We start from the raw sequence: 23,121 nt of genomic DNA on the forward strand, positions 1-23,121 counted from the left end.
ACAGGGCGACGCATGGGTCGGCACGCGTGGTGACATGGGGGGTGGCACGCGTGGTGACGCGGGGGGTGGCACGCGTGGTGACGCGGCGCGCGTGCCGGTCGAGCGGAAGCGGCGGCGGCCGACGCGCTCCGGGGTCGTCCTGTCCGCGGAGTCGATCGTCGAGAAGGCGCTCGCCCTGGTCGAGGAGCACGGCGCGGAGGCCCTGACCATGCGCAGGCTGGGCCAGGCCCTCGGCGCCGACCCGAGCGCGGTCTACCGCTACTTCCGCTCGGTGGAGGACCTGCACCTGGCGCTCGGCGACCGCCTGATCGGCGAGACGATGGCGGGCTTCGTACCGGATCCCGACCCCGCCAACTGGCGTGCCTCGCTACGGGACTTCGGCATACGGGCGTACCACTCGGCCCAACGTCACCCGCGCGCCGCCCTGTTGAGCGGCTTCCGCGTCACCCGGCTCCCGAACGAACAGCGCGCCATCGACACGGGCATCGGCCTGCTGCGCGCGGCGGGCTTCGACGAGGCGGCGGCGGTCCGCCACTACCACGCCTTCGTCGACACGGTCCTGGGCCACGCGGCCCTGGACGCGGCGGTCCAGGGCCTGCGCCCCGAGCAGCAGGAGGCGGACGCGGGGGCGTGGGAGTCGGCGTACGCGGGGGTGTCGGAGGAGGAGTATCCGCATCTGTACGCGGTGCGGGAGCATTTGCCGGTGATGGCGGAGTCGGCGTTCGAGGGGGCGCTGGAGCTGGTGCTGGCGGCGATCGAGGGACGCGCGACGCAGCCGGGCACGGGGCACAGCCCCGGACATCGACCCCCTCCGGCCCCACCCTGTGCACACTGATCCCATGAACATGAGACTCTTCGTCGCCGTCCTCCCCCCGCCGCAGGCGATGGCCGAACTCGCCCGGACCGTCGACCGGTTGGAGAAGCTTCCGGGGGCGGAGGCCCTTCGCTGGACCGGTCGGCCCGGCTGGCACTTCACGCTCGCGTTCCTCGGTGAGGTCGAGGAGGAGCGGATTCCTCCGCTCCAGCGGGCCCTTGCCCACGCCGCCGCAGGCGCGACCCCCTTCTCCCTCGCCCTCCACGGCAGCGGACACTTCGCGGGCCGTGCCCTCTGGGCCGGTGCGTCCGGTGACACCGTCGCCCTGCGCCGCCTCGCCGCAGCGGCCGGGGACGCCGCCCGGGAGGCCGGGGTCGAGCCCGACACCGGTCTCCCGTTCCGCCCCCACCTCACCCTCGCCCGTACCCGCAGCCGACGCGAGGAGGCGAGGGCGGGAGACGCGGACCTCGGTCCGTACCTCGCCGCCCTCGCCCCTTTCACCGGCACGCCCTGGACGGTGTCCGAGCTCGCCCTCGTACGCAGCAATCTGCGCGGCGACCCGGCCACTCACGGAGCGAGTGGTTCCGGTTCGCGCTACGAAACCGTCACCGCCTGGCCGCTGGGCCGGTGAGCCGGACCGCCGACCCGTCCGGTTACGCTCGATGTGTGAATCCCAAAATCCGTAACCAGATCATGGCCGGCGTGCTCGTCCTGATGTTCGCCGTCATCGCGGTGGCATCCATCGCGGGCAACTGACGAGAACCGGTCCTTCCCCGCCGAGGCCTTCCCACTGGTCCTTCTCACCGGGGCCTTCCCTACCAGGCGAAGGCCTCGGGCGATGCTCCCGGTCCCGGGAAGATCTCGTCCAGCCCCGTCAGCACCTCCGCCGACAGCTCCAGCTCGACCGCGCGCAGCGCGGACGCGAGCTGGTCGGCGGTGCGCGGGCCGACGATCGGCCCGGTGACGCCCGGCCGCGTCAGCAGCCAGGCGAGCGCCGCCTCGCCGGGCTCGATGCCGTGCTTGTCGAGCAGGTCCTCGTACGCCTGCACCCGGGCCCGTACCTCCGGCTTCGCGAGCTCTTCCGCCGCCCGTCCCGAAGCGGTGCGCGCGCCGCCGCCCTCGCGCTCCTTGCGCAGCGCCCCGCCGAGGAGACCGCCGTGCAGCGGTGACCACGGGATGACCCCCAGCCCGTACTCCTGGGCCGCCGGGATCACCTCCATCTCGGCGCGCCGCTCGGCGAGGTTGTATAGACACTGCTCGCTGACCAGACCGTACGAGCCGAGCCGGCGCGCGGTCTCGTTGGCGCGGGCGATGTGCCAGCCGGCGAAGTTGGACGACCCGGCGTAGAGGATCTTCCCCTGCTGGATCAGGACGTCGACGGCCTGCCAGATCTCCTCGAAGGGGGTCGACCGGTCGACGTGGTGGAACTGGTACACGTCGATGTGGTCGGTGCCGAGCCGCTTCAGGCTGGCCTCGACCGACCGCCGGATGTTCACGGCGGAGAGCTTGTCGTGGTTGGGCCACGGCTCCTCGCCGTCGCCCGCCATGTTGGCGTACACCTTCGTCCCGAGGACGACCTTGTCGCGCCGCCCGTCGCCCTTGGCGAACCAGGAGCCGATGATCTCTTCCGTGCGGCCCTTGTTGTTGCCCCAGCCGTAGGCGTTCGCGGTGTCGAAGAAGTTGACGCCGGCGCCGAGCGCGGCGTCCATGATCGTGTGGCTGTCGGCCTCGTCGGTCTGCGGTCCGAAGTTCATCGTGCCGAGGACGAGACGGCTGACCTTGAGTCCGGTGCGTCCGAGCTGTGTGTACTTCATGACAGCCAAGCCAACGCCTTCGAGCGCGCTCGACGCAAGGGGCAAACGGGGGAGCGGGGAGAGTGGGTGGGAGCGGGGGAGCGGGGAAGCAGGGGAGCGGGGGATGCAGGGCGTCGGGCGGGCCGGGCTACCCGCCCAGCCACCCCGCCGTGTCCAGCCTGAACCGGTCCGACGGCGGGACGACCGTGCGGAGGGCGGCCTCCAGGTCCTGTACGCGCTCCCGGCCCACCGTCTGCGACCACTCCGCGCGCAGGGTCTCGAAGATCGCGGCCGAGCGGGTCAGGGCGTCGCGGCCGTGCGGGGTGAGGTGGACGAGTTTGCGGCGGGCGTCGGCCGGGTCGGGGGCCGCGGTGGCGTAGCCGAGGGTGATCAGGCGGTCGACGGTCTTGCCCGCGGCCTGCTTCGAGACGCCGAGTCGGCGGCCCACCTCGCCGGCCGTGGCGCCCGCAGGGCCTGACGCGCCGATCGCCTGCATGGCGAAGCCGTGCGCGGGGCGTGCGTGGGGGTGGCCCTGGTCCGCGAGTTCCGCGTGCAGGCGGTCGATCAGGGAGCGGAAGCCGGCGAAGAGCAGGAAGGGGAGCTCCCAGCCGGGGGTGGCTTCTGAATCGACAACCTGGTTTACTTTCTTTTCGTCAACCATGTTGTCGATTCTAGGGGGCCCACGCATGCGCGGAACCGATCTGCGATTCACCGAGCACACTCGCGACACCGCACCCGCCGGATCCGTCCGGGCCATGGAGGGCGTGGTCAAGGGCTTCGGCTTCCTGCCGCCGCTCGTCGCCAAGCAGGCCGAGTCGCCCGAGCTGCTGAACGGGTTCCTCCGGCTGAGCGCGCTCTTCGAGAGCACGACGCTGGAGCCGCTCGCGCGCGAGGTGCTGATCATGACCGTCGCGGCCAGGAACGAGTGCGGCTTCTGTGTGCGGATGCACGCGGGAAAGCTGGAGAAGCTGGGGGCCGGGCCCGAGGTGATCGAGGCCCTGGAGAAGCAACTGCCGCTCAGCAATGCGGAATTGGATGCGGTACGGGTCTTCACGCACGCCGTGATGGACACGGCGGGTGACGTGGAGGCCGCCGCACTGGAAGCCTTCTACGCGCACGGGTACACCCCGCGCAACGCCCTCGAAGTCGTCCTCGGCATCGGCACGTACACCCTCTCCACCTTCGCCAACCGGCTCGTCGAGCACGGGGTCGGGTGAGGGTCGCCCTGATCGGAAGATGCGGGTGGTGCATGACTTTCGGCAGGGGTGGCGGGGGTGCCCCGCTCCGTACGTTCGGGGCATGAACAGAAACCGGCGCCTCGCCGCCTCCGCAGCAGCACTGATCGCCCTCACCGTCGCCGCACCCGTCGCCGTGGCGCCCGCCGCTTTCGCCGCACCGGACCCGCAGGCGCCGGCCTCCGCGTCCGTACGGCTTCAACTGCCCGCCCCCACCGGCAAGTTCTCCGTCGGGCGCAAGGACCTGCACCTCGTCGACCGGAACCGGACCGACCCGTGGGTGCCGGCCGCAGGGGCCCGCGAGCTGATGGTCTCCCTGTACTACCCGGCCCGGAAGGGCACCGGCACCGCCGCCTCCCCGTACCTGAAGAAGGAGGAGGCGCGACTGCTGCTGGAGGGGATCCGGCGCGCGGACGAGTTCCCGGCCGAGCTGCTCACCGGTGCCGGGACCAACTCCCGCACCGACGCACGCCCGTTGGGCGGCAAGCACCCCCTCGTGCTGCTCTCGCCCGGCTTCACCCTGCACCGCTCCACCCTCACCGGGCTCGCCGAGGAGCTGGCGAGCAGGGGGTACGTCGTCGCGACCATGGACCACGCCTACGAGTCGTTCGGGACCGAGTTCCCCGGCGGGCGCGTGCTCGGTCTGAAGGCCGGGCTGGCGAAGGACGTGCTGCCGGTGCGGGCCGCCGACGCCTCCTTCGTACTGGACCGGCTCCTCGACCCGAAGGGCGGGTTCGCGCAGTACGTCGACCGGCGGCGGATCGGCATGGCCGGGCACTCCATCGGCGGCAACAGCTCCGCCTTCGCCATGGCAGGGGACGCCCGGATCAAGGCCGGGGCCAACCTCGACGGCGGCTTCTTCGACGACGCGCCCGGCGCGGGCCTGAACGGCCGCCCGTTCCTGCTGCTCGGCACCGACGCCACGCACCGGCCCGGGGGCAAGGGGAAGTGGGGCGAGGCCTGGACGGCGCTCGACGGCTGGAAGCGGTGGCTCACGGTCGCCGGGTCCGGGCACTTCTCGTTCAACGACATCCCCGTACTGGGCGGGCAGCTGGGCGTGGTCGACCCGAGCGCTCCCCTCTCAGGGAAGCGCTCGGGCGAGATCACCCTGGGGTACGTCGGGGCCTTCTTCGACCTTCAGCTGAAGGGGAGGCAGACCCCGCTGTTCGACGGGCCGACGGAGGCCGATCCTGAAGTCAGCTTCCACAGCCCGTGACAGTCCGGCCCGGGTCCGGCCGGAGCCCCGTGATCGTGACCGCGGCCGCAGCCGTGACTGCGACCTGGCCCGCCTGCTAGCCGGGGAGCTGGCTCACGATCCACGACCCCAGCTCCGGCGTCATCGTCGTGTGCACGGTGCTCGTCGGCGCACACAGGAAGGCGTGCAGGCCGCTCTGCTCCTCCGGAACCTTGCGGAGGTCGGCGAACGGGTCGGCCTCCGGGGTCGACAGGTCGAAGTCCAGCAGGTCGACCGCGCTGCCCGTCGGTACGAAGCACGTCGCCGGGAGGTGCGCGGTCGCCGGCGCACCGAGCGCGCTCAGCAGCTGCGCCACCAGCTCGAAGTTGACGAGGGTCCCGCCGGGGGCGCCGTCCATCTCGGGGATGGTGTCCGTGCGGACGGGGATCGGCTCCGTGCCGGTCTTGGCCAGTTCGGCGACCAGCGCGCCCCTGCCCTGCTGCTGCGTGTATAGCCTCGTGCCGGAGAGGTCGCCCTCGGCGGACAGGGCGAGCTGGTCGGGCTTGATGCCGTTGCCGATGCCGTTGCCGTCACCGTTCGCGACGCCGATGAGGCGGGGGACCTGGGGCCAGCCGCCGACCCGCTCCAGCTGCTGGAGGAACGTCTTGCGGTCGTCGTGCATCCCGGGTTCGCCCTGCACCCGCTCCGTGTGCCAGCGCATCATCTGCTTCGCGGCGGGGCTGCTCACCAGGCCCAGCATCCGCGAGTCGCCCAGCAGGTACGGGATCAGCTTCTGGATGCCGATCGGCAGCCAGACGCCCCGGTGCGGGGTGTCGTACGAGACGTAGAGGGCCGTGTGGTGGTTCATCCGCCGGCGTTCCATGTCCGCCAGCGCGTAGCGGGTGATCAGGCCGCCCATGCTGAAGCCGCCGACGGTGAGGGGCGCGTTGCCCTCCTGGTGGGAGAGCGCGGTGTGGATGCACTCGGTCGCGACCTTCGCGTTCTCGATGATCGACTTCGTGCGGTCCTCGTAGCCGAGGAGGACGAGGTCGTGGCCGCGCTGGTGGAGGGCGGAGATGAACTTGTAGTCCGGGGAGCCGTCGCCCTCCAGACCGAAGTGGAGCTCGTTGTACGAGCTGGGCAGGCTGGAGAAGCCGTCGGAGAGGATGACGGGCTTCTGTATCGCCCGGCGGCCGGGCACGCGGTAGACCCACGCGGTGCCACCGTCCTGGAGCGGCCAGGTCTCGTCGGGCCGGGGTGCTTCGGGGAACGCGGCGCGGGCGCGCGGGTCGAGGTCGCCCCAGAAATTGACCACAGGTGCAGACATACGGCCTCCCGTACGACGGGGTGATCCACCGAGGGTGCTCGGCAGGGCACTGAACGTAGTCGGCGCCGTGGGGCGGAATGAACGGGGTGGCGCACCTTTGGCTGCAAAGGGTCGGTGCGGGCGGAAAGTGGTGTGGGCGGGTTCCGGCCACGGCCCGGCGTCCCCCTGTTGACGTGACGGGGGTGCGGGTACGCGCCGAAGCCCGGCGGCACCGTGGGGTGCGCGCCGGGCTTCGGGGTGGAGCGGTGCTGCGGGTACTGCTGACCCTGCGGCTGCTGTTTAGAGCTGGCCGGAGGACGCGATGGTGATCTTCGCGGAGGTGCGGCCGGACTGCGAGCCGAGCGCCTCGATCTTCTTGACGAGCTTCATGCTCTCCTCGTCCGCGACCTCGCCGAACACGACGTGCTTGTTGTCGAGCCAGCCGGTGACGATCGTGGTGATGAAGAACTGCGAGCCGTTGGTGTTCTTGCCCGCGTTGGCCATCGAGAGCTGACCCGGCTTGGTGTGCTTGAGCGTGAAGTTCTCGTCGGCGAACTTCTCGCCGTAGATGCTCTTGCCGCCGGTGCCGTCGCCGCGCGTGAAGTCGCCGCCCTGGAGCATGAACTCCGGGATGACGCGGTGGAAGGAGGACCCGGCGTAGCCGAAGCCCTGCTCGCCCGTGCAGAGGGCGCGGAAGTTCTCCGCCGTCTTCGGGACGACGTCCTCGAAGAGGTTGAAGGTGATGCGGCCCGCGGGCTCGTCGTTGATGGTGATGTCGAAGTACGTCTGGATCGTCATGGGGGCAATCCTGACACCTAGTGGTGTCGGGGAGCGACTCGGGCTATGTCTGTGCAGGTCAGAGCGTAGACGGGTGGTTTCTGGGCTGGTTTCTGGGTGATGATCGAGACATGGGACACGAACATCTGCCGTCGACAGAGGCCGCCGTCGTCGCGATCCGTGGGGTCGCGCGCGAGTACGGGCGCGAGGTGCGCGTCACCGACGACATCGGGACGGACCAGGTCACGCGGCGCACCGATGCCGGGGTCTTCGCCGTCACGGACGCGGGCGGGGCGCTGCCGCACGACGCGTACGTGGAGCTGGGCGGGTCACCGGCGATGAGCGTGCAGCTGTACGCGGACGGGGACGCGAAGTTCGTCGTCGACGGCATCGAGGTGTCGGACGTGCCGCGCGACTCGGTGCCCGCGTTCCTGCGGTCCGTGTACGGCGGGCTGGCGTACGTGAAGGGCCGCTTCTTCCCGCCGGGCTACTTCCTGGTCGTACCGCTGCCGGGCGACGAGACGTACAAGGAGCTGGTGCCTTCGGGCATGCTGTCGCCGTGGCTGTCGGGACGGGTGCGGTAGGCCTCAGCAAGGCGTGCCTCAACAAGGCGTGCCTCAACGGCAGTTGGGGCCCGTCCAGTCCGGGTCGTCCTGGGCCGTGGGCAGTGGGTGGTAGCCCTCGGAGTAGTGGTTCGTCCAGCCGCAGACGCCGCATGCGTAGCGGCCGTCGAGGCCCGCTATTTCGGTGCCGCAGCGGCGGCAGTTGGTGTAGGTGATCTCCGGCGGGGCCGGTGCCGGACGGGATGCCCCGGACGCCCGGGACGGTTGAGACGCCTGGGATGTCTGAGACGACTGGGACGGCTGGGACGGCTTACGCGAATTCATGATTCGAGGAGTATGCGGCACCGACGCCCCATGCCTGGTGCATCGCGTCGGCGAAGGCCGCGGCGAGTTTGTGCTCGCCGGTCGGGCCCGGGTGCGTGCCGTCGTACGTGTCGGCGTGGATGTCGTACGTGGGGTGGGGCGTGGCCAGCAGGATCGGCGAGCGGGGCTCGTCGCGGTCGGCGACCGTCTTGGCGAGGAGCTCGTTGAAACGGGCGCACTCGGCGGCGAACGGGGCGTCGCGTTCGGCGCGGACGTTGGGGATGACCGGGTGGATCGCGATGCTGACGTGAGGGTGCGCGGCGCGGGCCTCGGTGAGGAAGAGGTCGAGGTTGGCGGCGGTCTGCGTGGCGTTCGTATAGAAGCCGAGGTCGATCAGGCCCAGGGAGACCAGGAGGGTGTCCGCGCCGGTCGACTCGACGGCGGAGCGGATCGCCGGGGCCATGTGCAGCCAGCCCTCGCCCCAGCCGGCGAGGTGGCGGCGGGCGGCGGCCGGGAAGTCGTCGGCGGCGTACGCGTGGGAGGTGGGGGCCGCGGCCACCGGGTCGTACAGGGCGGTGCGGGGGCCGACGATCTCGTACGCATCGCCGCTTGCCTCCAGGTGCTGCCACATGCGGTAGCGCCAGGTGAAGTCGCCGGGGCAGCCGATGGTCATGGAGTCACCGACGAAGAGGAAGCTGCGCATCCGATCATCATCGGGGATGCGCCGAGGGGGCCGCACCGTGATGCTGAACACTTGGGTGCATGCGCTCTTCTCGTACGTGTGTAGTCGTGGCCGCCGCTCTGGGAGCGGTGCTGCTGCCCGCGCCGGTCGCCTTCGCCGCCGATGACGAGGGCTTCACCCTCAAGGACCCCCGGATCACGGAGTCGAGCGGCCTGGCGGCGAGCCGGGCGCATCCGGGCGTGTACTGGACGCACAACGACCAGGACGGGCCTTACGTGTACGCGGTGGACGGGAAGACCGGGGAGACGGTCGCGCGGATCACGATGCGCGGGGTCGGGAAGCCGCGCGACATGGAGGCCATCTCGGTCGGTCCCGACGGGGACGTGTACGTCGGGGACATCGGCGACAACCGCGGCGGGACGTGGGACCACGTGTGGATCTACCGGTTCCCCGAGCCGAAGACGCTGAAGGACCAGACCGTCTCGGCCGTGCAGTACGACGTGAAGTACGCGGACGGGGCGCGGAACGCGGAGGCGCTGATGGTGCATCCGAAGACGGGGCGCGTCTACATCGGCAGCAAGGAGGAGGACGGGGCGGGGCTCTACGAGGGGCCCGCGCAGCTCTCGCCGGAGCGGACGAACACCTTCCGGAAGGTCGCCGGGATCCCGTGGGTGACGGACGGCGCGTTCTCGCCTGACGGGACGAGGCTGGTGCTGAGGTCGTACCTCGGGGCGGAGGAGTACGACTGGAAGGACGGCGGGCGGGGGCTGGGGGAAGGGCGTGCGCTGAACATCGGCTACCGGGGGCAGTCGGAGTCGGTGACGTTCACGCTGGACGGGAAGTCGATGCTCTTTGGGGCGGAGGGGGAGGGGAGCGAGGTGGCGAGGTTGGGGGTGGAGCCGAGGAGTGACTCGGGGAGTGACTCCGGGAGCGACTCCGATGAGTCGGCCAACTCGCCCTCGGCCAGCCCGAGCTCTGGAGGTTCCGGCGGAGACCAGGGGTCGCTGGGGGGCGGGGTCACGGGGCTGGTCGTGGTGGGAGCGGTGGTGCTCGCCTTCCTGGGCTTCAGGGGGATGCGGAAGCGGGGCTGAGGGCGGGGGCGGTGGCGTCAGCCGCCCAAGGGGGCTAGGGGGCAGGCTTTTAGGGGCGCGGGGAACTGCGCGACCAGCCACGACGCACCCGCACGACGACCACCCACCCGGCCCGCCGCAGGCGCATGGGCCGGGCCGGGCCGGGCCGGGTCGGCCCCCGGCTACTCCGCTTCCCGTGCTGCGACCAGCACCGCGAACCCGTCGATCAGTCGGTCCAGGCCGAAGGCGAAGTGGTCGAAGGCGTAGTTGAACGTGTCCTCGGACAGCGCCGCCATCACCGGATAGTCCCCGCTCAGCATCGCCCGTTCCAGATAAGGCTGTTGGCCTGCCCAGAAGGCCTCGTGGTCGAGGCCCGTCTCCTCCACCGCCTCCGTCGTCTCGACCTCCATGCGCGCGATGCCGGTCGCGAAGCTCTGCACCGCGATGATGACCGAGATCAGCTCGGGGTCCGAGAATCCGGTCATGCCGCGCAGGCCCGCCACCGACACCTCCAGGCTGTGCATGGTGCGCGGGCCGAGCAGGGCGCGGCTCTGGTTGACCTTGAGCAGCCAGGGGTGGCGGCGGTGCAGGTCGAGGGTGCCGTGGGCGATGGCGGACACGGCCTCGCGCCAGTCCGCCGTCTCGGCCGGATTGTGTGCTTCGACGGCCTCGCTCTGGACGCGGTCCAGCATCAGGTCGAGGAGTTCCGTCTTGCCGGGAACGTACCGGTAGAGCGACATCGTGCCGGTGCCGAGTTCGTTCGCGAGCCGGCGCATGGAGAGGGTGTCCAGGCCCTCCACGTCGGCGACCCGTACGGCCGCGTCGACGACGGTCTCCAGCGACAGACCGCGCTTGGGCCCCCGGGCGGGGCGCTCGCCGGTGCCCCAGAGGAGTTCGAGGCTGGGGCGCAGTGCGCCGATCTTCGCCTCGGTCACGTTGCCGTCCGTGCGGTCAGTGCGGTCCGTGCCGTCCGTGTCGTCCCTGTCACTCATGGGGCCACCCTATTTCTCGGAAACTGAGTACGGCGTACTCGAATTAGGGTACGGTGTACTCGGTTCGACGGGAAGGGGAACGTCATGAACGACATCGACGGACATGCCGGCAGATATGTGGTGCGGGCCGAAGGGCTCCGCAAGGTGTACGGCGAGAAGAACGCCCTGGACGGCTTCGACATGGCGGTCCGGCGCGGCACGGTGCACGGCCTGCTCGGGCCGAACGGGGCGGGCAAGACGACCGCCGTACGGGCGCTGGCGACGCTGCTGTCGCTGGACGGGGGCCGGGCGGAGATCGCCGGTCTTGACGTGACGCGGGACGCGCGCAGGGTGCGCCGCAGGATCGGCCTGGCCGGTCAGTACGCGGCCGTGGACGAGGTGTTGAGCGGCCGTCAGAACCTGGAGATGTTTGGGCGGCTGTTCCATCTGGGGGCGCGGCGGGCCCGGCTGCGGGCCGGCGAGCTGCTGGAGCAGTTCGACCTCGTCGAGGCCGCGGGCAAGGGGGTGGGATCGTACAGCGGCGGCATGCGGCGCCGGCTCGACCTCGCCGCGTCGATGATCCTCGCTCCGGAAGTGCTCTTCCTGGACGAGCCGACGACGGGGCTCGACCCGCGCGGCCGGGGCGAAGTCTGGGGAGCCGTCAGGGACTTGGTGGCGCGCGGCACGACCGTACTGCTGACGACCCAGTATCTGGAGGAGGCCGACAGGCTGGCCTCGCGGATCACGGTCATCGACCGGGGGCGGGCCATCGCGGACGACACTCCGGACGGGCTGAAGAACCGGGTTGGCGGAGACCGCATCGAGGTCGTCGCGGAGCAGGCCGCGGACCTGCCGGTCGTGCTCAAGGTGGTTGCCGAGGTGGCCGAAGTGCCGCCGGAGTGCGAGGAGTTGGAGCGGAAGGTGCACGCGCAGGTCGCGGACCGGGTGGCGGCGCTGACGGAGGTGGCGCGGACCCTGCAGGACCAGGGGATCGCGGTCGAGGACATCGGCCTGCGCAGGCCGAGCCTGGACGACGTGTTCATGCGGCTGACCGGGCACCGTACGGAGATCTCGGATGGCTCGGGCAATGGGGAGGTGGCGGCATGAGCGTGGCGGAACTGGGTGTGCCGGGTGTCGCGGACGAGTCCGGTGTCGGCCGGCTGCGCTGGGCGGTGGTCGACGGATGGAACGTCGCCCGCCGCAGCCTCACCGGATATCAGCGCCAACCGGTGGCCATTCTCTGGCAGTTGGGTTTCCCGATCATCTCGGTGCTGCTGTACGGCTTCGTCTTCGGGGCGGCGATGGTGGTGCCGGGTGGGGGTGACTACAAGGAATTCCTGATGCCGGGCATGTTCGCCTCGACGATGGCCTTCGGGTTCATGAACACCACGATGGCGGTGGTCACGGACGCCTCGAAGGGGGTCGTCGACCGGTTCAGGTCGATGCCGATGGCTCCGTCCGCGATGTCGACGGGGCGGGGGCTCGCCGATCTCCTCATCGCCTGCGCGGAGTTGATCATTCTGGCGCTGACCGCGCTCGCGATCGGCTGGCGGGCCGGAGGGACCGTGCTGGAGACCCTGTCCGCCTTCGCGCTGCTCCTGCTGCTGCGGTTCAGCCTGATCTGGGTGGGGGTGTGGCTGGGACTGCTGATCCCCACGCCGGAGGCGGCGGGCGGGTTGTACGCGGTGGCGTTCCCGCTGACGATGATCTCGTCGATCTTCGTGGCACCTTCGCTGATGCCGGGCTGGCTGGGGGTCGTGGCGGCCTGGAACCCGGTGTCTTCGACGGTGACGGCGACTCGGGAACTCTTCGGCAATCCCGTTGCCAGCGGTGGGAGTTGGGTCGAGGAGAATGCGGTGCTGATGGGGGTGGTGTGGCCGCTGGTTGTGACGGCGGTGTTCCTGCCACTGGCAGTGCGAAGGTTCCAACGCCTGAGCAAGTAGGCGGTGCGGGGGTGCGGTCGCGAGGGCGTGCGGTCGGGGGAGGGGCGTGCCGAGGTGGGGCCGCCCCCTTGCCCACCCGCCCCCAAGCTCTCAACTTCGTTCGAGCAGGGGGGACCCCCGCCAAGCTCTCAACTTCGTTCGAGCAGGGGGGACCCCCGCCAAGCTCTTAAGGAGCAGGGGAGACCCCACTGCCCCCGGGGGCAGGCATTTAGGGGCGCGGGGAACTGCGCGACCAGCCACGACGCGCCCGCACGACGACCACCCCGCCCCGCGGCCAAAGCGATGGGGCCCGGCACGAATAGACCGTGCCGGGCCCCTCGCTACCCACCGCCCGACTACGTCAGAGCTGCTCGATGACGTAGTCGATGCACGCCGTCAGCGCCTGCACGTCCGCCGGGTCGATCGCCGGGAACATCGCCACGCGCAGCTGATTGCGCCCCAGCTTCCGGTACGGCTCCGTGTCGACGATGCCGTTCGCGCGCAGGGCCTTCGCGACGGCCGCCGCGTCGATCCCGTCCGCGAAGTCGATCGTGCCGATGACCTGCGAGCGCTTCGCCGGGTCGGTCACGAAGGGCGTCGCGTGCTTCGACGTCTCCGCCCAGGAGTACAGGGCCGTCGAGGAAGCGCCGGTGCGCTTGACCGCCCAGTCCAGGCCGCCCTGCTTGTTGAGCCACGTCAGCTGCTCGTTGAGCAGGAAGAGCGTGGACAGCGCGGGGGTGTTGTACGTCTGGTTCTTGAGGGAGTTGTCGATCGCCGTCGGCAGCGAGAAGAACTCCGGTACGTGCCGGCCGGACGCGTGGACGCGCGCCGCGCGCTCCAGGGCCGCCGGGGAGAAGGCCGCCAGCCACAGGCCGCCGTCCGCCGCGAAGGACTTCTGGGGGGCGAAGTAGTAGACGTCCGTCTCGGTGATGTCGACGGGGAGGCCGCCGGCGCCGGACGTCGCGTCGACCAGGACCAGCGAGCCCTCGTCGGCGCCCGCGACACGCTTGATCGGCGCCGCGACACCCGTCGACGTCTCGTTGTGGGTGAAGGCGTAGACGTCGACGCCCGCCTCGGCCTTCGGGTCCGGGTGCGTACCCGGGTCCGATGCGATGACGGTCGGGTCGGCCAGCCACGGGGCGAGCTTGGCCGCCTTCGCGAACTTCGACGAGAATTCGCCGAAGGAGAGGTGCTGGGACTTGTTGTCGATGAGCCCGTGGGTGGCGACGTCCCAGAAGGCGGTGGAGCCGCCGTTGCCCAGGACGACCTCGTAGCCCTCGGGGAGCGAGAAGAGGTCGCGTACGCCGTCCCGTACCGCACCGACCAGGTTCTTGACCGGGGCCTGGCGGTGGGACGTACCCATGAGTGAACTACCGGTGGCGGCAAGCGCGTCGAGCGCCTCCGTCCGTACCTTGGAGGGGCCCGCGCCGAAACGGCCGTCGGCGGGCTTGATGTCAGCGGGAATCTGGATCTCAGCCACGAGCCGGAGCGTAGTCGCTCCCGAGGGGCGGGCGGTACACCCGTCCGGCGGATGAGACGACCGACACTCCGGCCGGGGCAGGTGTCTTCGTACGTGTCTCCGTACGAGAGAAGCGCTGGTCAGGCCTGCTTGCCCAGGCGGGCCGGGACCTCGACGAGGTCGTTCTGGGTGAGTACGGCGTTGTGGCGCAGCTCGGCGGCGGGCACGGCGAGGGTGAGGTCGGGGAAGCGCGCGTACAGCGCGGGCAGCGCGATGGCGGCCTCCAGCCGGGCCAGCGCGGCACCGGGGCAGACGTGCGGGCCGTACCCGAAGGAGATGTGCTTGACGCCGTCGCGGGTGATGTCGAAGTCCTCCGCGGTGTCGCCGTGCACCCGCTCGTCCCTGCCGAGGGCGCCGAAGGAGACCAGCAGGCCCTCGCCCTTGGGGAGGACGGAACCGCCGACCGTGACGTCCTCGGTGGCGTACCGCAGGAGTACGTGCGTGGTCGGGGTCGACCAGCGCAGGGTCTCCTCGATGACGTTCTCCCACGGGACTTCGCCGGAGAGGACCTTCGCGCGCTGCTCGGGGTGCGTCTCCAGGCCGATGACGGCCTGCAGGAGGAGGCTGATCGTCGTCTCGTGACCGGCGACGATCATCACCTTGATGGTGTTGAGGATCTCCTCCTCGGTGAGGCTGTCGCCGCCCTCGGAGGCCTCCAGGAGGGCCGTGGTCAGGTCGTCGCCGGGGTGCGTGCGCTTCTCCGAGAGGACGTCGGAGAAGATCTCGTCGATCTCTGCCAGGACCCTGGGCATCTCGCCCGGCTCGGTCTCGCTGGAGAAGAACCGGTCGAAGGCCTCCTTCAGACGGGGCCGGTCGACCTGCTCGACACCCATCAGCGCCGTGACCACCTTCATCGGCAGTGGCTGGGCGAACTCGGCCTTCAGGTCGACGACTTCGGAGGGGGTGCGGGCGGTGAGGGCGTCCAGGAGGGTGTTCGTGATCGCCTCGATGCTGCCGCGCAGCCGCTCCACCCTGCGTACGGTCAGCGCCTGGGCGACCAGGAGGCGCAGCCGGCGGTGCTCGGGGCCGTCGACGGTGAGCATCGAGCGGCCCGGGTTGACCAGGCCGATCAGCGGCCAGTCCATGGCTATCTCGCCGCGCTGCCAGGCGTTCCAGTGGTTGATGTCCTTCACCAGACGGGGGTCGGTGAGGAGCCGGCGGGCCTCGGTGTGGTGGGTCACCGCGTAGACGGGGACGCCGCCGGGGAGCACCACGGGGACGAGGGGGCCTGCGGCGCGCAGCCGGGCGCCTTCGCCGACGAGGTCCCGGACGAGGGGGTCGAGGGCCATGGGGTCGCCGCCGGTGACTCCGGTGGCTCCAGTGGCTTCTGTGGCTCCGGTGGTTCCTGTGAAGGGGCAGGCGGACTCGCCGGACGGTGCGTCGGGCGCGGTGTCCGCGTCGGGCGCTGTGGTCATCTGTGGCCTCCGGGTGCGGGGACCGGCCCGAGGGCCGGGGTGGGCGTGAACGTCACCGGCAGCGCGGTCATCCCGCGCAGCCAGGCGGACGGGCGGCGGGCGAGGTCCTCGGCGGGGACGGCCAGGTCGATGTCCGGCAGCCTGTCGAGGAGCACTTCGACCGCGGTACGGGCGATGACCTCGGCGATCTCCTGCGCGGGGAAGGGGCAGCGGTGCTCGCCGTGCCCGAAGGAGAAGAACGCGTTGTTGCCGCCGGTCAGGACGGACGCGTCCGTACGCACCTGCGGATCGGCGTTGGCGGCGGCCAGGCCGAGGATCAGCAGGTCGCCCGCGGCGATCGCGCGGCCGCCGAGCCGGGTGTCGCGGGCGGCCCAGCGGCCCGCGACGTTCTGCGTCGGCGTGTCCTCCCAGAGCACCTCGTTCATGGCCTCGGCGACGCTGTGCCGGCCGCCGGAGAGGGAGGCGGTGAACCGGTCGTCGGTGAGCATCAGGCGCAGCGTGTTGCCGATCCAGTCCGCGGTGGGCTGGTGGCCGGCCGCCGCCATCACCATCAGGTCCTGCGCGGCGTCGACGGCGCTGAAGCCCTGGGTGTTGGCGAGCATGCGGGACGCCACGTCCGGGCCGGGGAACTGCGACTTCTCCGCGATCAGGGCCATGATCGTCTGCTGTACGTGCTGCTGGCCCGCGAGCGCGCGCCCGCGGCCGTCGATCATGTCGATCAGGGCGGCGACCAGGTCGGGGCCCTGATCGTCGGGGACTCCGTACATCTTGGCGATCACCCGGACCGGGAGCAGCATCGCGTACCGGCTGATGATGTCGGTCTCGCCGGACGTGCAGAACATGTCGATCAGGCTGTCCGCGAACTCCTCTGCGTAGCGCCGGAGTTCGTGCGCGTCGACGCCTTCGAGGGCGTCGCTGATCATGCCGGTACGGGCCTGGTGGCGCTCGCCGACGGTGTAGAGGATCGACGGCTGCTCGCGGCTGATCATCGGGGCGAGGGGCCAGTTCGGGGGGAGGTTGTCCCACTGGTTCCAGAGGGCGGAGTCCCGGCTGAACAGGGTTGCGTCGGTGGTGAGTTGGTGCACCTCGCGGTAGCCGATCACGAGCCAGGCGGGGATGTCGCCCGCCAGGGTCACGGGGACCACGGGGCCGTGCTCGCGGCGCAACTCGCGGTAGAGGGCGGAGGGTTCGCTCTGGAAGCGGGGTCCTGAGAGGGGGACGGAGGTTTCGGCCTCGTCCTCGGAACCGGTCGCGACTGCTTCGGCTCCGGCCGCGGCGGCGTGTGCGGGGCAGCCCGGGGGCGGTGTGGTCACTGGGGGGTGCTCCCTCGGGCTGGGGTGGCCGTGACGGCCGTGGGCTCTGCGGTGAGCTCTGCCGAGGTGCCGCGGCCCGCTGTCGACAGGTGGTGCAGGTGCTCGACGAGCGTGATCAGTACGTTCTTGCTGGAGGCCCGGCTACGGGCGTCGCAGGTGACCATCGGGACGTGGTCGGGCAGGTCCAGCGCCTCCCGCACCTGCTCGTCCGTGTGGACCGGGCCGCCGAAGTCGTTGCGCGCGACGACGAACGGCGTGCCGTGGTGCTCCAGGCGGTCGATGGCGTACCAGGAGTCGGCGAGGCGGCGGGTGTCGACGAGGACGACCGCGCCGAGGGTGCCGGAGAAGAGGCGGTCCCAGAGGAACCAGAAGCGTTCCTGGCCGGGTGCGCCGAAGAGGTAGAGGACGGTGCGGGCGTCGACGGATATCCGGCCGAAGTCGAACGCGACGGTCGTCGACGTCTTGGTGCGGATGCCGTCCAGGTCGTCCACCGTCTCGCCCGCGCGGGTCATCGTCTCCTCGGTGCTGAGGGGACGGATCTCGCTGACGGAGCGCACGAGGGTGGTCTTGCCGACGCCGAAACCGCCGACCACGACGATCTTCAGGCCGTTGTCGGCGGTGCGGGACAGGTGGGACCGGTCGGTGCCCGGCGCGACGGTGCGGGGCCCCGTGTCGGAGGCGTGCTGCGCCGGGCCGGAGGCGTGCTGCGCCGTGTCGGAGGCGTGCTGCGCCGGGCCGGAGACGTGCTGCCTCGTGTCGGAGGCGTGCTGCGCCGGGTCAGAGATTGCGGAGGCCAACGAGCACCTGCTCCAGGAGTTCGGGTTCGGGGAGTTCGGCGGATTCGGGTGCGCGGCGCGGGTGGCGGGCGCTGATCCGGCCGGTGTCGAGCAGATCGGCCAGCAGGATGCGGGTGATGCCGACGGGCAGAGCGAGCTCGGCGGCGATCTCCACGACGGCGATCGGGTAGTCACACATGCGCAGGATCGCCGCGTGCTCGGACTGCATGCCCGGCGTCGGGTCGCACTCCGCGACGACCAGGGTGACCAGGTCGAACACGTCCGAGTGGGTGCGGCTGCGGCCCCCGGTGAGGGTGTAGAGCCGGTCCGGGGAGTCGTCGCGGCCGGGGCGGTGCGGGCGGGCCGGCGTGCTCATGCGGCGGGGGTGCTGTTGGCGCCCTTGCCGGTCGAGCGGGGTTCCGCGGCGAGGTGTTCGCCGAGCTGCTCGATGAGTTCGCTCATGTTGTGGCCGATGAGGCCGACGTCGGAGTCCTCGGCCGCGACGACCGCGAGGTGTGCGCCCGCGCCCGCCTCGACGATGAACAGGATGCCGCCGTAGAACTCGGCCATCGCCTGCCGGACCCCGCCGCTGCCGTCGCCGAACTCCATCGACGCCCCGTGCGTCAGGCTCTGGATGCCCGCGGCGATGGCGGCCAGCTGGTCGGCCTGGTCGACGGAGAGCTCGGGCGTGCGGCAGAGCTTGAGGCCGTCCCGGGAGAGGACGAGGGCGTGACGGGCGCCGGGGGTGCGCTCCAGCAGGTTCTCCAGCAGCCAGTTGAGCTTCTCGTCGGTGGTGGCGGTCATCGGTTCTCGTTGCCTTCCGGGTGCGAGTGGGGGGAGGGGGCTGTCGGGGGGAGCGGGTGCTGTCCCGTGTCCTGGCTCTTGTCCTGGCCCTGGACCGCCCGGCGGAACGTGCTGAAACGGTCCGCCGCGGCCGGCCGGGCGGCGGGCTCGGTGCGCGCGGGCTCGGTGAGCGCCGGGTCGGTGAGCGCCGGGTCGGTCCGTGGTGGCTTGGTGAGCGCCGGCTCGGTCCGTGCCGGCTTGGGCGGTACGGGCCTGGGCGGTGCGTCCGGCCCGGCCGGGTGCGCGGCGGCCAGGGTCCGGCCCCGGCGGCGCTTGGGCAGCCCGCTCTCGCCGAACTGGGGGATGTTGCCGGTGGTTTCGGAGGAGGGGGAGTCGGAGGGTGAGTCGGAGGGGGCCGTCCGATCGGCCGGTGCCGCCGACTCCGCGAGCGCGTGGTCGGGGGTGGCTTCGCGGTCCCGTACGGGGAGTTCCGCGTGGTCCTCCCGTACGGGGTCCGCCGTACGTACGACAGCCGCATCGGCCGCCGCCTCAAGAGGCACCGTCGGTGCGTTCTTCGTCGGTGCGGTCTCTGCCGGTACGGGCCTCGGCAGCCGCGTCGAACCGGTGTCGTGGCGCGAGGCCGGGACGGCCGGCTGGGTCAGCAGTTCCTGCGGCAGCAGCATCAGCGCGCCCGTGCCGCCGCGCGCCGACGGCCGGAAGGACACCTTCAGCTGGTGCTTGCGGGCGAGGCAGCCGACGACCGCGAGGCCGAGCCGGGTGCCCGAGAGGCTCGTCAGGTCCAGCGGCGTCGACGCGCACACCGCGCGCTCGGCCCGGCGCAGCTGCACGTCGCTCATGACGAGTCCGCTGTCCTCGACGGTGATGATCAGGCCCGCCGGGACCTCCTCCACGTACACGTGCACCTCGGCCGTCGGCGGCGAGAAGTTCGCCGCGTTGTCGAGGAGCTCGGCGAGGGCGTGCATGACGCCCTCCGCCGCGTGACCGGCGACGGCCATCTCACTGGTGGAGTGCAGCCGGACGCGCTGGTAGCCGTTGATGCGGCCCATCGCGCCGCGCAGAACGGACTCCATCACGATCGGTTTTGCCCATCTGCGACCGGAACGCGCACCCGTGAGGATGGCGATGCTGTCCGCGAGACGGCCGGCCTGGGCGGTGCGGTGGTCCAGGTGCAGCAGGTCGCCCAGGACGTCCTCGTCGGCGTGCCGGTGCTCCATCTCGCGGAGGTCGGCCAGCATGCCCGTGGCGAGCGCCTGCATGCGGCCCGCCGCGTTCGCGCACGCGGACATCGCTGCCGCGCGGGAGGCCTCGCCGCGGCCGACCTCGGTGGCGAGCGTGGCGAGCACCGCTCGTGCGGGCTCGTCGTCCAGCGTTCCCAGCGTGCGCTTCGTGGCGGCGAGAGCGGTGGAGGCCGAGTCGCCGGAGCGCAACCTGGCGACCAGGCCGGGAACGGTCTCCCGGGCGAACCGCTCGGAGTCGCGGCGGGCGGCGGCCAGAGTCTCCCGCAGCTCGCGCGCCCTGGCCGTGGCGTGCGCGGCGACGGTGACCGCGGCGGTCAGCAGCACCGCGGCGGCGCCGCCGCACCAGGCCAGCGGGGTCCGTGTCTGCTCGGGGGCGGCGAGCACCGCCCACAGGAGCAGCAGGCCGGAGACGGCCGCCGAGATCGACAGTGCGAGTGCGGACGCTCGGCGCAAGGACATGGAAGTGAGGCCTCCTGAAAGAGTGCTCACTATAAAAGAACTGATGATCGGTTGGGAAAGATCCTGTTCGCTTTTCTTGTGCATGTGCGAGGCAAGTCGACTTGATCTGCCCGATTCGCCACACCGTGCATGCTTGATTCATGGCTGAACAACGGCGCGAGACGACCGAGTTGGCAGCAGACCTGAGGGCGGCCGTGCGCGGGGAGGTGTCCTTCGACGCCGCCGCACGGGCCCTCATGACGATGGACGCCTCCAACTACCGGAGGGTCCCGCTGGGGGTCGTGGCCCCGCGCGACGCCGATGACATCGCCGCCGCCCTGGCCGTCTGCCGGGCGTACGGGGTGCCGGTGGTGCCGCGCGGCGGCGGTACGTCCATCGCGGGCCAGGCGACCGGCACCGGCGTCGTCCTGGACACCACGCGGCACCTGCGGTCGATCGTCGACCTGGACCCCGGTGCCCGTACCGCGGTGGTCGGGCCCGGGGTCGTACTCGACGACCTGCGGGCGGCGGCGACGCCGTACGGACTGACTTTCGGGCCCGACCCGTCCACGCACAGCCGCTGCACCCTCGGCGGAATGATCGGCAACAACTCCTGCGGTTCCCATTCGGTCGCCTGGGGCACGACGGCGGATCAGGTGCGGGAACTGAATGTCCTGACATACGGCGGCGAACAACTGCGACTGTCGCGCGGCGGCTGGGACACCGTTCCCGCCACTCTCCGTACGGAACTGAACACCCTGTTGATGAAAGACCTCGCCCTCTTGAGGACGGGATTCCCGGAACTCCCGCGCCGCATTTCGGGATATGCCCTCGACGCGCTCCTCCCGGAGAACGGCGTCGACCTCGCCCGCGCCTTCTGCGGCAGCGAGGGCACGCTCGGAGTGGTGACCGAGGCCGTCGTCGGGCTGGTGGAAGCACCCCGCGCGCGTGCCCTCGCCGTCCTCGGCTACGCCGACGAGAGCGCGGCGGCGGAGGCGGCTCCGGGCATCCTGCCGTACGGGCCGCTGACCGTGGAGGGCATGGCGGCCGACCTCGTGCCGGAGCGCGAGCGTGCGCTGCTGCCGCGCGGGGCGGCCTGGCTGTTCGTCGAGACGGGCGGCGGGAGCGCGGCCGAGGCCCGTGCGCGGGCGGAGGAGATCGTCCGGGGCGCGGAGGCGCTCGACGGTGACGTCGTGGCGGACGCGGCAGGACAGCGCGCCCTGTGGCGCATCCGGGAGGACGCCAGCGGGACGGCGACCCGGATGCCCGACGGCAGCGAGGCGTGGCCGGGCTGGGAGGACTGCGCGGTGCCGCCCGCCAGGCTCGGCGCCTACCTCCGTGACTTCCGGTCCCTGCTGGGCGCCCACGGACTGCGCGGGACGCCGTACGGGCACTTCGGCGACGGCTGCATCCACGTCCGTATCGACTTCGACCTCTTGAGGAGCGAGGGTGTCGCCCGCTTCCGCCGCTTCTCCGAGGATCTCGCGGACCTCGTCGTCGCCCACGGCGGCTCGCTCTCCGGCGAACACGGCGACGGCCAGGCGCGCGCCGAACTCCTTCCGCGGATGTACGGGTCCGAACTGGTCGGCCTCTTCCACGAGTTCAAGGACGTCTGGGACCCGGCCGGTGGCATGAATCCGGGGATGCTCGCCCGCCCCGCCCGTCTCGACGAGAACCTCCGCTTCACCGTCCTCCCGGCCGAACCCGTCCGTGACGTCGCCTTCGCCTACCCGCACGACGGCGGCGACTTCTCGGCCGCCGTGCGCCGCTGCGTGGGCGTGGCCAAGTGCCGTACGTCGTCGGCGCCGGACGGCGGCACCGGTGTGATGTGCCCGTCCTACCGGGTCACCGGCGACGAACAGCACTCCACGCGCGGGCGCGCGCGACTGCTGCACGAGATGCTCGCGGGCGAGGTCGTCGAGGACGGGTGGCGCTCCAAAGAGGTCAAGGACGCCCTCGACCTGTGCCTGTCCTGCAAGGGATGCCGCAGCGACTGCCCGGTGGGCGTCGACATGGCCACGTACAAGGCGGAGTTCCTGCACCACCACTATGCGGGCCGGGTGCGCCCCGCCTCGCACTACGCACTCGGCCGCCTGCCGGAGTGGCTGCGCCTGGCAGCACCGCTGGCCCCTCTCATCAACTCGGCCGCCTCCCTCACCCCCCTGGCCTCCCTCGCCAAGCGGGCGGCCGGCATCACCCCCGAACGCCCGATCCCCCGCCTCGCCCCCCAGACCTTCCGCCGCTGGGCACGCGGGTGCACGCGCCCACCCGCCCCGCCTTCGTCCCCCCTGGTCACCCTCTGGCCGGACACCTTCACGAACCACCTCTCGCCGTCGGTGGGCATCGCGGCCGTACGCGTCCTGGAAGCGGCGGGCCTGCGGGTACGCCTCCCGCGTGCGGGCCTGTGCTGCGGCCTCACCCACGTCTCGACCGGCCAGCTGGACCGGGCCCGCACGGTCATGCGCCGCACGCTGGCGGCGGTGTCGCCGGACACCCCTCTGGTCGTCCTGGAACCCAGCTGCGCCGCAGCCCTCAAGAGCGACCTCCCGGAACTGCTCGGGGACGACCCCCGCGCACCCCAACTGGCTGCGAATGTCCGGACATTCGCACAAACCCTGGAGGAGTACGCCCCCGACTGGACCCCACCGCTCCTGAGCCGCCCGACCGCCGGTCAGACCCACTGCCACCAGCACGCGGTCCTGGGCGACGAAGCGGAACGCCGCCTGCGCGCGAAGGCGGGCCTGACGGGCCCCCTCTCGGGCGGCTGCTGCGGCCTGGCGGGCAACTTCGGCTTCGAGAAGGGCCACTACGAGGTGTCGAAGGCGTGCGCGGAGGAACAGCTGCTGCCTGCGGTGAGGGCACTCCCCGAGGGAGGCGAGGTCCTGGCGGACGGCTACTCCTGCCGAACACAGATCGAGCAACTGGGGACAGGCGCCCGGGCGAGGCACTTGGCGGAGGTGCTCGCGGAGGGGCTGGGGTAATCCAGCCCGTCGAGGGGGTACCCCCTG

The 23,121-nt window shown here is 71.4% G+C and carries 23 protein-coding genes; 9 read left to right on the plus strand and 14 right to left on the minus strand.

Translation table 11 applies throughout. From position 1 onward, the window contains the following. Positions 1-91 precede the first annotated feature (91 nt). Together ACH4SP_RS29635 and thpR are read left to right on the plus strand one after the other, a co-directional pair. Positions 92-835: a TetR/AcrR family transcriptional regulator gene (locus ACH4SP_RS29635; protein ID WP_398419234.1), complete on the plus strand. Its 744-nt coding sequence runs from the start codon at positions 92-94 to the stop codon at positions 833-835. A 10-nt stretch (positions 836-845) separates the two neighbouring features. Further along, positions 846-1,445 (plus strand): RNA 2',3'-cyclic phosphodiesterase, encoded by a 600-nt coding sequence (gene thpR, locus ACH4SP_RS29640; RefSeq protein ID WP_398419753.1) that lies wholly within the window; start codon positions 846-848, stop codon positions 1,443-1,445. A gap of 184 nt (positions 1,446-1,629) precedes the next feature. Here thpR and ACH4SP_RS29645 read toward each other — a convergent pair whose 3' ends face one another. After that, entirely contained in the window at positions 1,630-2,628 is a 999-nt protein-coding gene (locus ACH4SP_RS29645; RefSeq protein WP_398419235.1) for an aldo/keto reductase, read from the minus strand. 127 nt (positions 2,629-2,755) lie between these two features. Beyond that, complete coding sequence (locus ACH4SP_RS29650) at positions 2,756-3,268, minus strand: MarR family winged helix-turn-helix transcriptional regulator (protein ID WP_398419237.1); 513 nt, start codon at positions 3,266-3,268, stop codon at positions 2,756-2,758. A gap of 25 nt (positions 3,269-3,293) precedes the next feature. Here ACH4SP_RS29650 and ACH4SP_RS29655 point away from each other — a divergent pair, with 25 nt between their 5' ends. Both ACH4SP_RS29655 and ACH4SP_RS29660 read left to right on the plus strand, forming a co-directional pair. Continuing rightward, positions 3,294-3,824, plus strand: coding sequence for a carboxymuconolactone decarboxylase family protein (locus ACH4SP_RS29655; protein ID WP_398419238.1), 531 nt, complete (start codon positions 3,294-3,296; stop codon positions 3,822-3,824). A gap of 82 nt (positions 3,825-3,906) precedes the next feature. After that, entirely contained in the window at positions 3,907-5,058 is a 1,152-nt protein-coding gene (locus ACH4SP_RS29660; RefSeq protein ID WP_398419240.1) for an alpha/beta hydrolase family protein, read from the plus strand. A gap of 76 nt (positions 5,059-5,134) precedes the next feature. On the opposite strand, the gene ACH4SP_RS29665 is transcribed toward ACH4SP_RS29660, so the two are convergent. Then, a complete protein-coding gene (locus ACH4SP_RS29665) occupies positions 5,135-6,343 on the minus strand; it encodes an esterase/lipase family protein (RefSeq protein ID WP_398419242.1) in 1,209 nt (402 codons plus the stop codon). A 279-nt stretch (positions 6,344-6,622) separates the two neighbouring features. Continuing rightward, positions 6,623-7,120 carry a peptidylprolyl isomerase gene (locus ACH4SP_RS29670; RefSeq protein ID WP_398419243.1) on the minus strand — a complete coding sequence of 166 codons (498 nt, stop codon included), beginning with the start codon at positions 7,118-7,120 and terminating at the stop codon, positions 6,623-6,625. 110 nt (positions 7,121-7,230) lie between these two features. On the opposite strand from ACH4SP_RS29670, the gene ACH4SP_RS29675 reads away from it, so the two are divergent. Next, on the plus strand, positions 7,231-7,683 hold the full coding sequence (locus ACH4SP_RS29675) for a hypothetical protein (RefSeq protein WP_398419245.1): 453 nt from the start codon (positions 7,231-7,233) through the stop codon (positions 7,681-7,683). A gap of 33 nt (positions 7,684-7,716) precedes the next feature. Here ACH4SP_RS29675 and ACH4SP_RS29680 read toward each other — a convergent pair whose 3' ends face one another. Together ACH4SP_RS29680 and ACH4SP_RS29685 are read right to left on the minus strand one after the other, a co-directional pair. Beyond that, a complete protein-coding gene (locus ACH4SP_RS29680) occupies positions 7,717-7,986 on the minus strand; it encodes a hypothetical protein (protein WP_398419246.1) in 270 nt (89 codons plus the stop codon). Beyond that, on the minus strand, positions 7,973-8,668 hold the full coding sequence (locus ACH4SP_RS29685; protein ID WP_398419248.1) for a GDSL-type esterase/lipase family protein: 696 nt from the start codon (positions 8,666-8,668) through the stop codon (positions 7,973-7,975). The genes ACH4SP_RS29680 and ACH4SP_RS29685 overlap by 14 nt, the downstream gene beginning before the upstream one ends. A 59-nt stretch (positions 8,669-8,727) precedes the next feature. On the opposite strand from ACH4SP_RS29685, the gene ACH4SP_RS29690 reads away from it, so the two are divergent. Then, positions 8,728-9,738 (plus strand): WD40 repeat domain-containing protein, encoded by a 1,011-nt coding sequence (locus ACH4SP_RS29690; protein WP_398419249.1) that lies wholly within the window; start codon positions 8,728-8,730, stop codon positions 9,736-9,738. Positions 9,739-9,899: 161 nt separating this feature from the next. Here ACH4SP_RS29690 and ACH4SP_RS29695 read toward each other — a convergent pair whose 3' ends face one another. Next, complete coding sequence (locus tag ACH4SP_RS29695; protein WP_398419251.1) at positions 9,900-10,709, minus strand: TetR/AcrR family transcriptional regulator; 810 nt, start codon at positions 10,707-10,709, stop codon at positions 9,900-9,902. An 84-nt stretch (positions 10,710-10,793) separates the two neighbouring features. On the opposite strand from ACH4SP_RS29695, the gene ACH4SP_RS29700 reads away from it, so the two are divergent. Beyond that, entirely contained in the window at positions 10,794-11,795 is a 1,002-nt protein-coding gene (locus ACH4SP_RS29700; RefSeq protein ID WP_398419254.1) for an ATP-binding cassette domain-containing protein, read from the plus strand. Beyond that, entirely contained in the window at positions 11,792-12,631 is an 840-nt protein-coding gene (locus ACH4SP_RS29705) for an ABC transporter permease (RefSeq protein WP_398419256.1), read from the plus strand. The genes ACH4SP_RS29700 and ACH4SP_RS29705 overlap by 4 nt, the downstream gene beginning before the upstream one ends. 340 nt (positions 12,632-12,971) lie before the next feature. Here the strand turns inward: ACH4SP_RS29705 and serC are convergent, their stop codons facing one another. The 7 genes from serC to ACH4SP_RS29740 all read right to left on the minus strand — a co-directional run bounded on the left by serC (position 12,972) and on the right by ACH4SP_RS29740 (position 20,134). After that, positions 12,972-14,090: a phosphoserine transaminase gene (gene serC, locus ACH4SP_RS29710; RefSeq protein ID WP_398419258.1), complete on the minus strand. Its 1,119-nt coding sequence runs from the start codon at positions 14,088-14,090 to the stop codon at positions 12,972-12,974. 119 nt (positions 14,091-14,209) lie between these two features. Next, positions 14,210-15,418 carry a cytochrome P450 gene (locus tag ACH4SP_RS29715; protein ID WP_398419755.1) on the minus strand — a complete coding sequence of 403 codons (1,209 nt, stop codon included), beginning with the start codon at positions 15,416-15,418 and terminating at the stop codon, positions 14,210-14,212. Positions 15,419-15,540: 122 nt separating this feature from the next. Beyond that, the gene (locus ACH4SP_RS29720) at positions 15,541-16,857 is read right to left on the minus strand and encodes a cytochrome P450 (RefSeq protein ID WP_398419259.1); all 1,317 of its coding nucleotides are present in this window, start codon (positions 16,855-16,857) and stop codon (positions 15,541-15,543) included. After that, positions 16,854-17,486 (minus strand): GTP-binding protein, encoded by a 633-nt coding sequence (locus ACH4SP_RS29725; RefSeq protein WP_398419757.1) that lies wholly within the window; start codon positions 17,484-17,486, stop codon positions 16,854-16,856. The genes ACH4SP_RS29720 and ACH4SP_RS29725 overlap by 4 nt, the downstream gene beginning before the upstream one ends. A gap of 148 nt (positions 17,487-17,634) precedes the next feature. Further along, a complete protein-coding gene (locus ACH4SP_RS29730; protein ID WP_398419261.1) occupies positions 17,635-18,009 on the minus strand; it encodes a DUF742 domain-containing protein in 375 nt (124 codons plus the stop codon). After that, on the minus strand, positions 18,006-18,437 hold the full coding sequence (locus ACH4SP_RS29735) for a roadblock/LC7 domain-containing protein (protein ID WP_398419263.1): 432 nt from the start codon (positions 18,435-18,437) through the stop codon (positions 18,006-18,008). The genes ACH4SP_RS29730 and ACH4SP_RS29735 overlap by 4 nt, the downstream gene beginning before the upstream one ends. After that, positions 18,434-20,134: an ATP-binding protein gene (locus tag ACH4SP_RS29740; RefSeq protein WP_398419265.1), complete on the minus strand. Its 1,701-nt coding sequence runs from the start codon at positions 20,132-20,134 to the stop codon at positions 18,434-18,436. Before ACH4SP_RS29740 ends, ACH4SP_RS29735 begins: the two co-directional genes overlap by 4 nt. A 140-nt stretch (positions 20,135-20,274) precedes the next feature. On the opposite strand from ACH4SP_RS29740, the gene ACH4SP_RS29745 reads away from it, so the two are divergent. Beyond that, the gene (locus ACH4SP_RS29745; protein ID WP_398419267.1) at positions 20,275-23,094 is read left to right on the plus strand and encodes an FAD-binding and (Fe-S)-binding domain-containing protein; all 2,820 of its coding nucleotides are present in this window, start codon (positions 20,275-20,277) and stop codon (positions 23,092-23,094) included. The last annotated feature ends 27 nt before the right edge of the window (positions 23,095-23,121 follow it).

Origin of the sequence: Streptomyces sp. NPDC021093, assembly GCF_044333135.1 — a bacterium.
GTDB lineage: Bacteria > Actinomycetota > Actinomycetes > Streptomycetales > Streptomycetaceae > Streptomyces.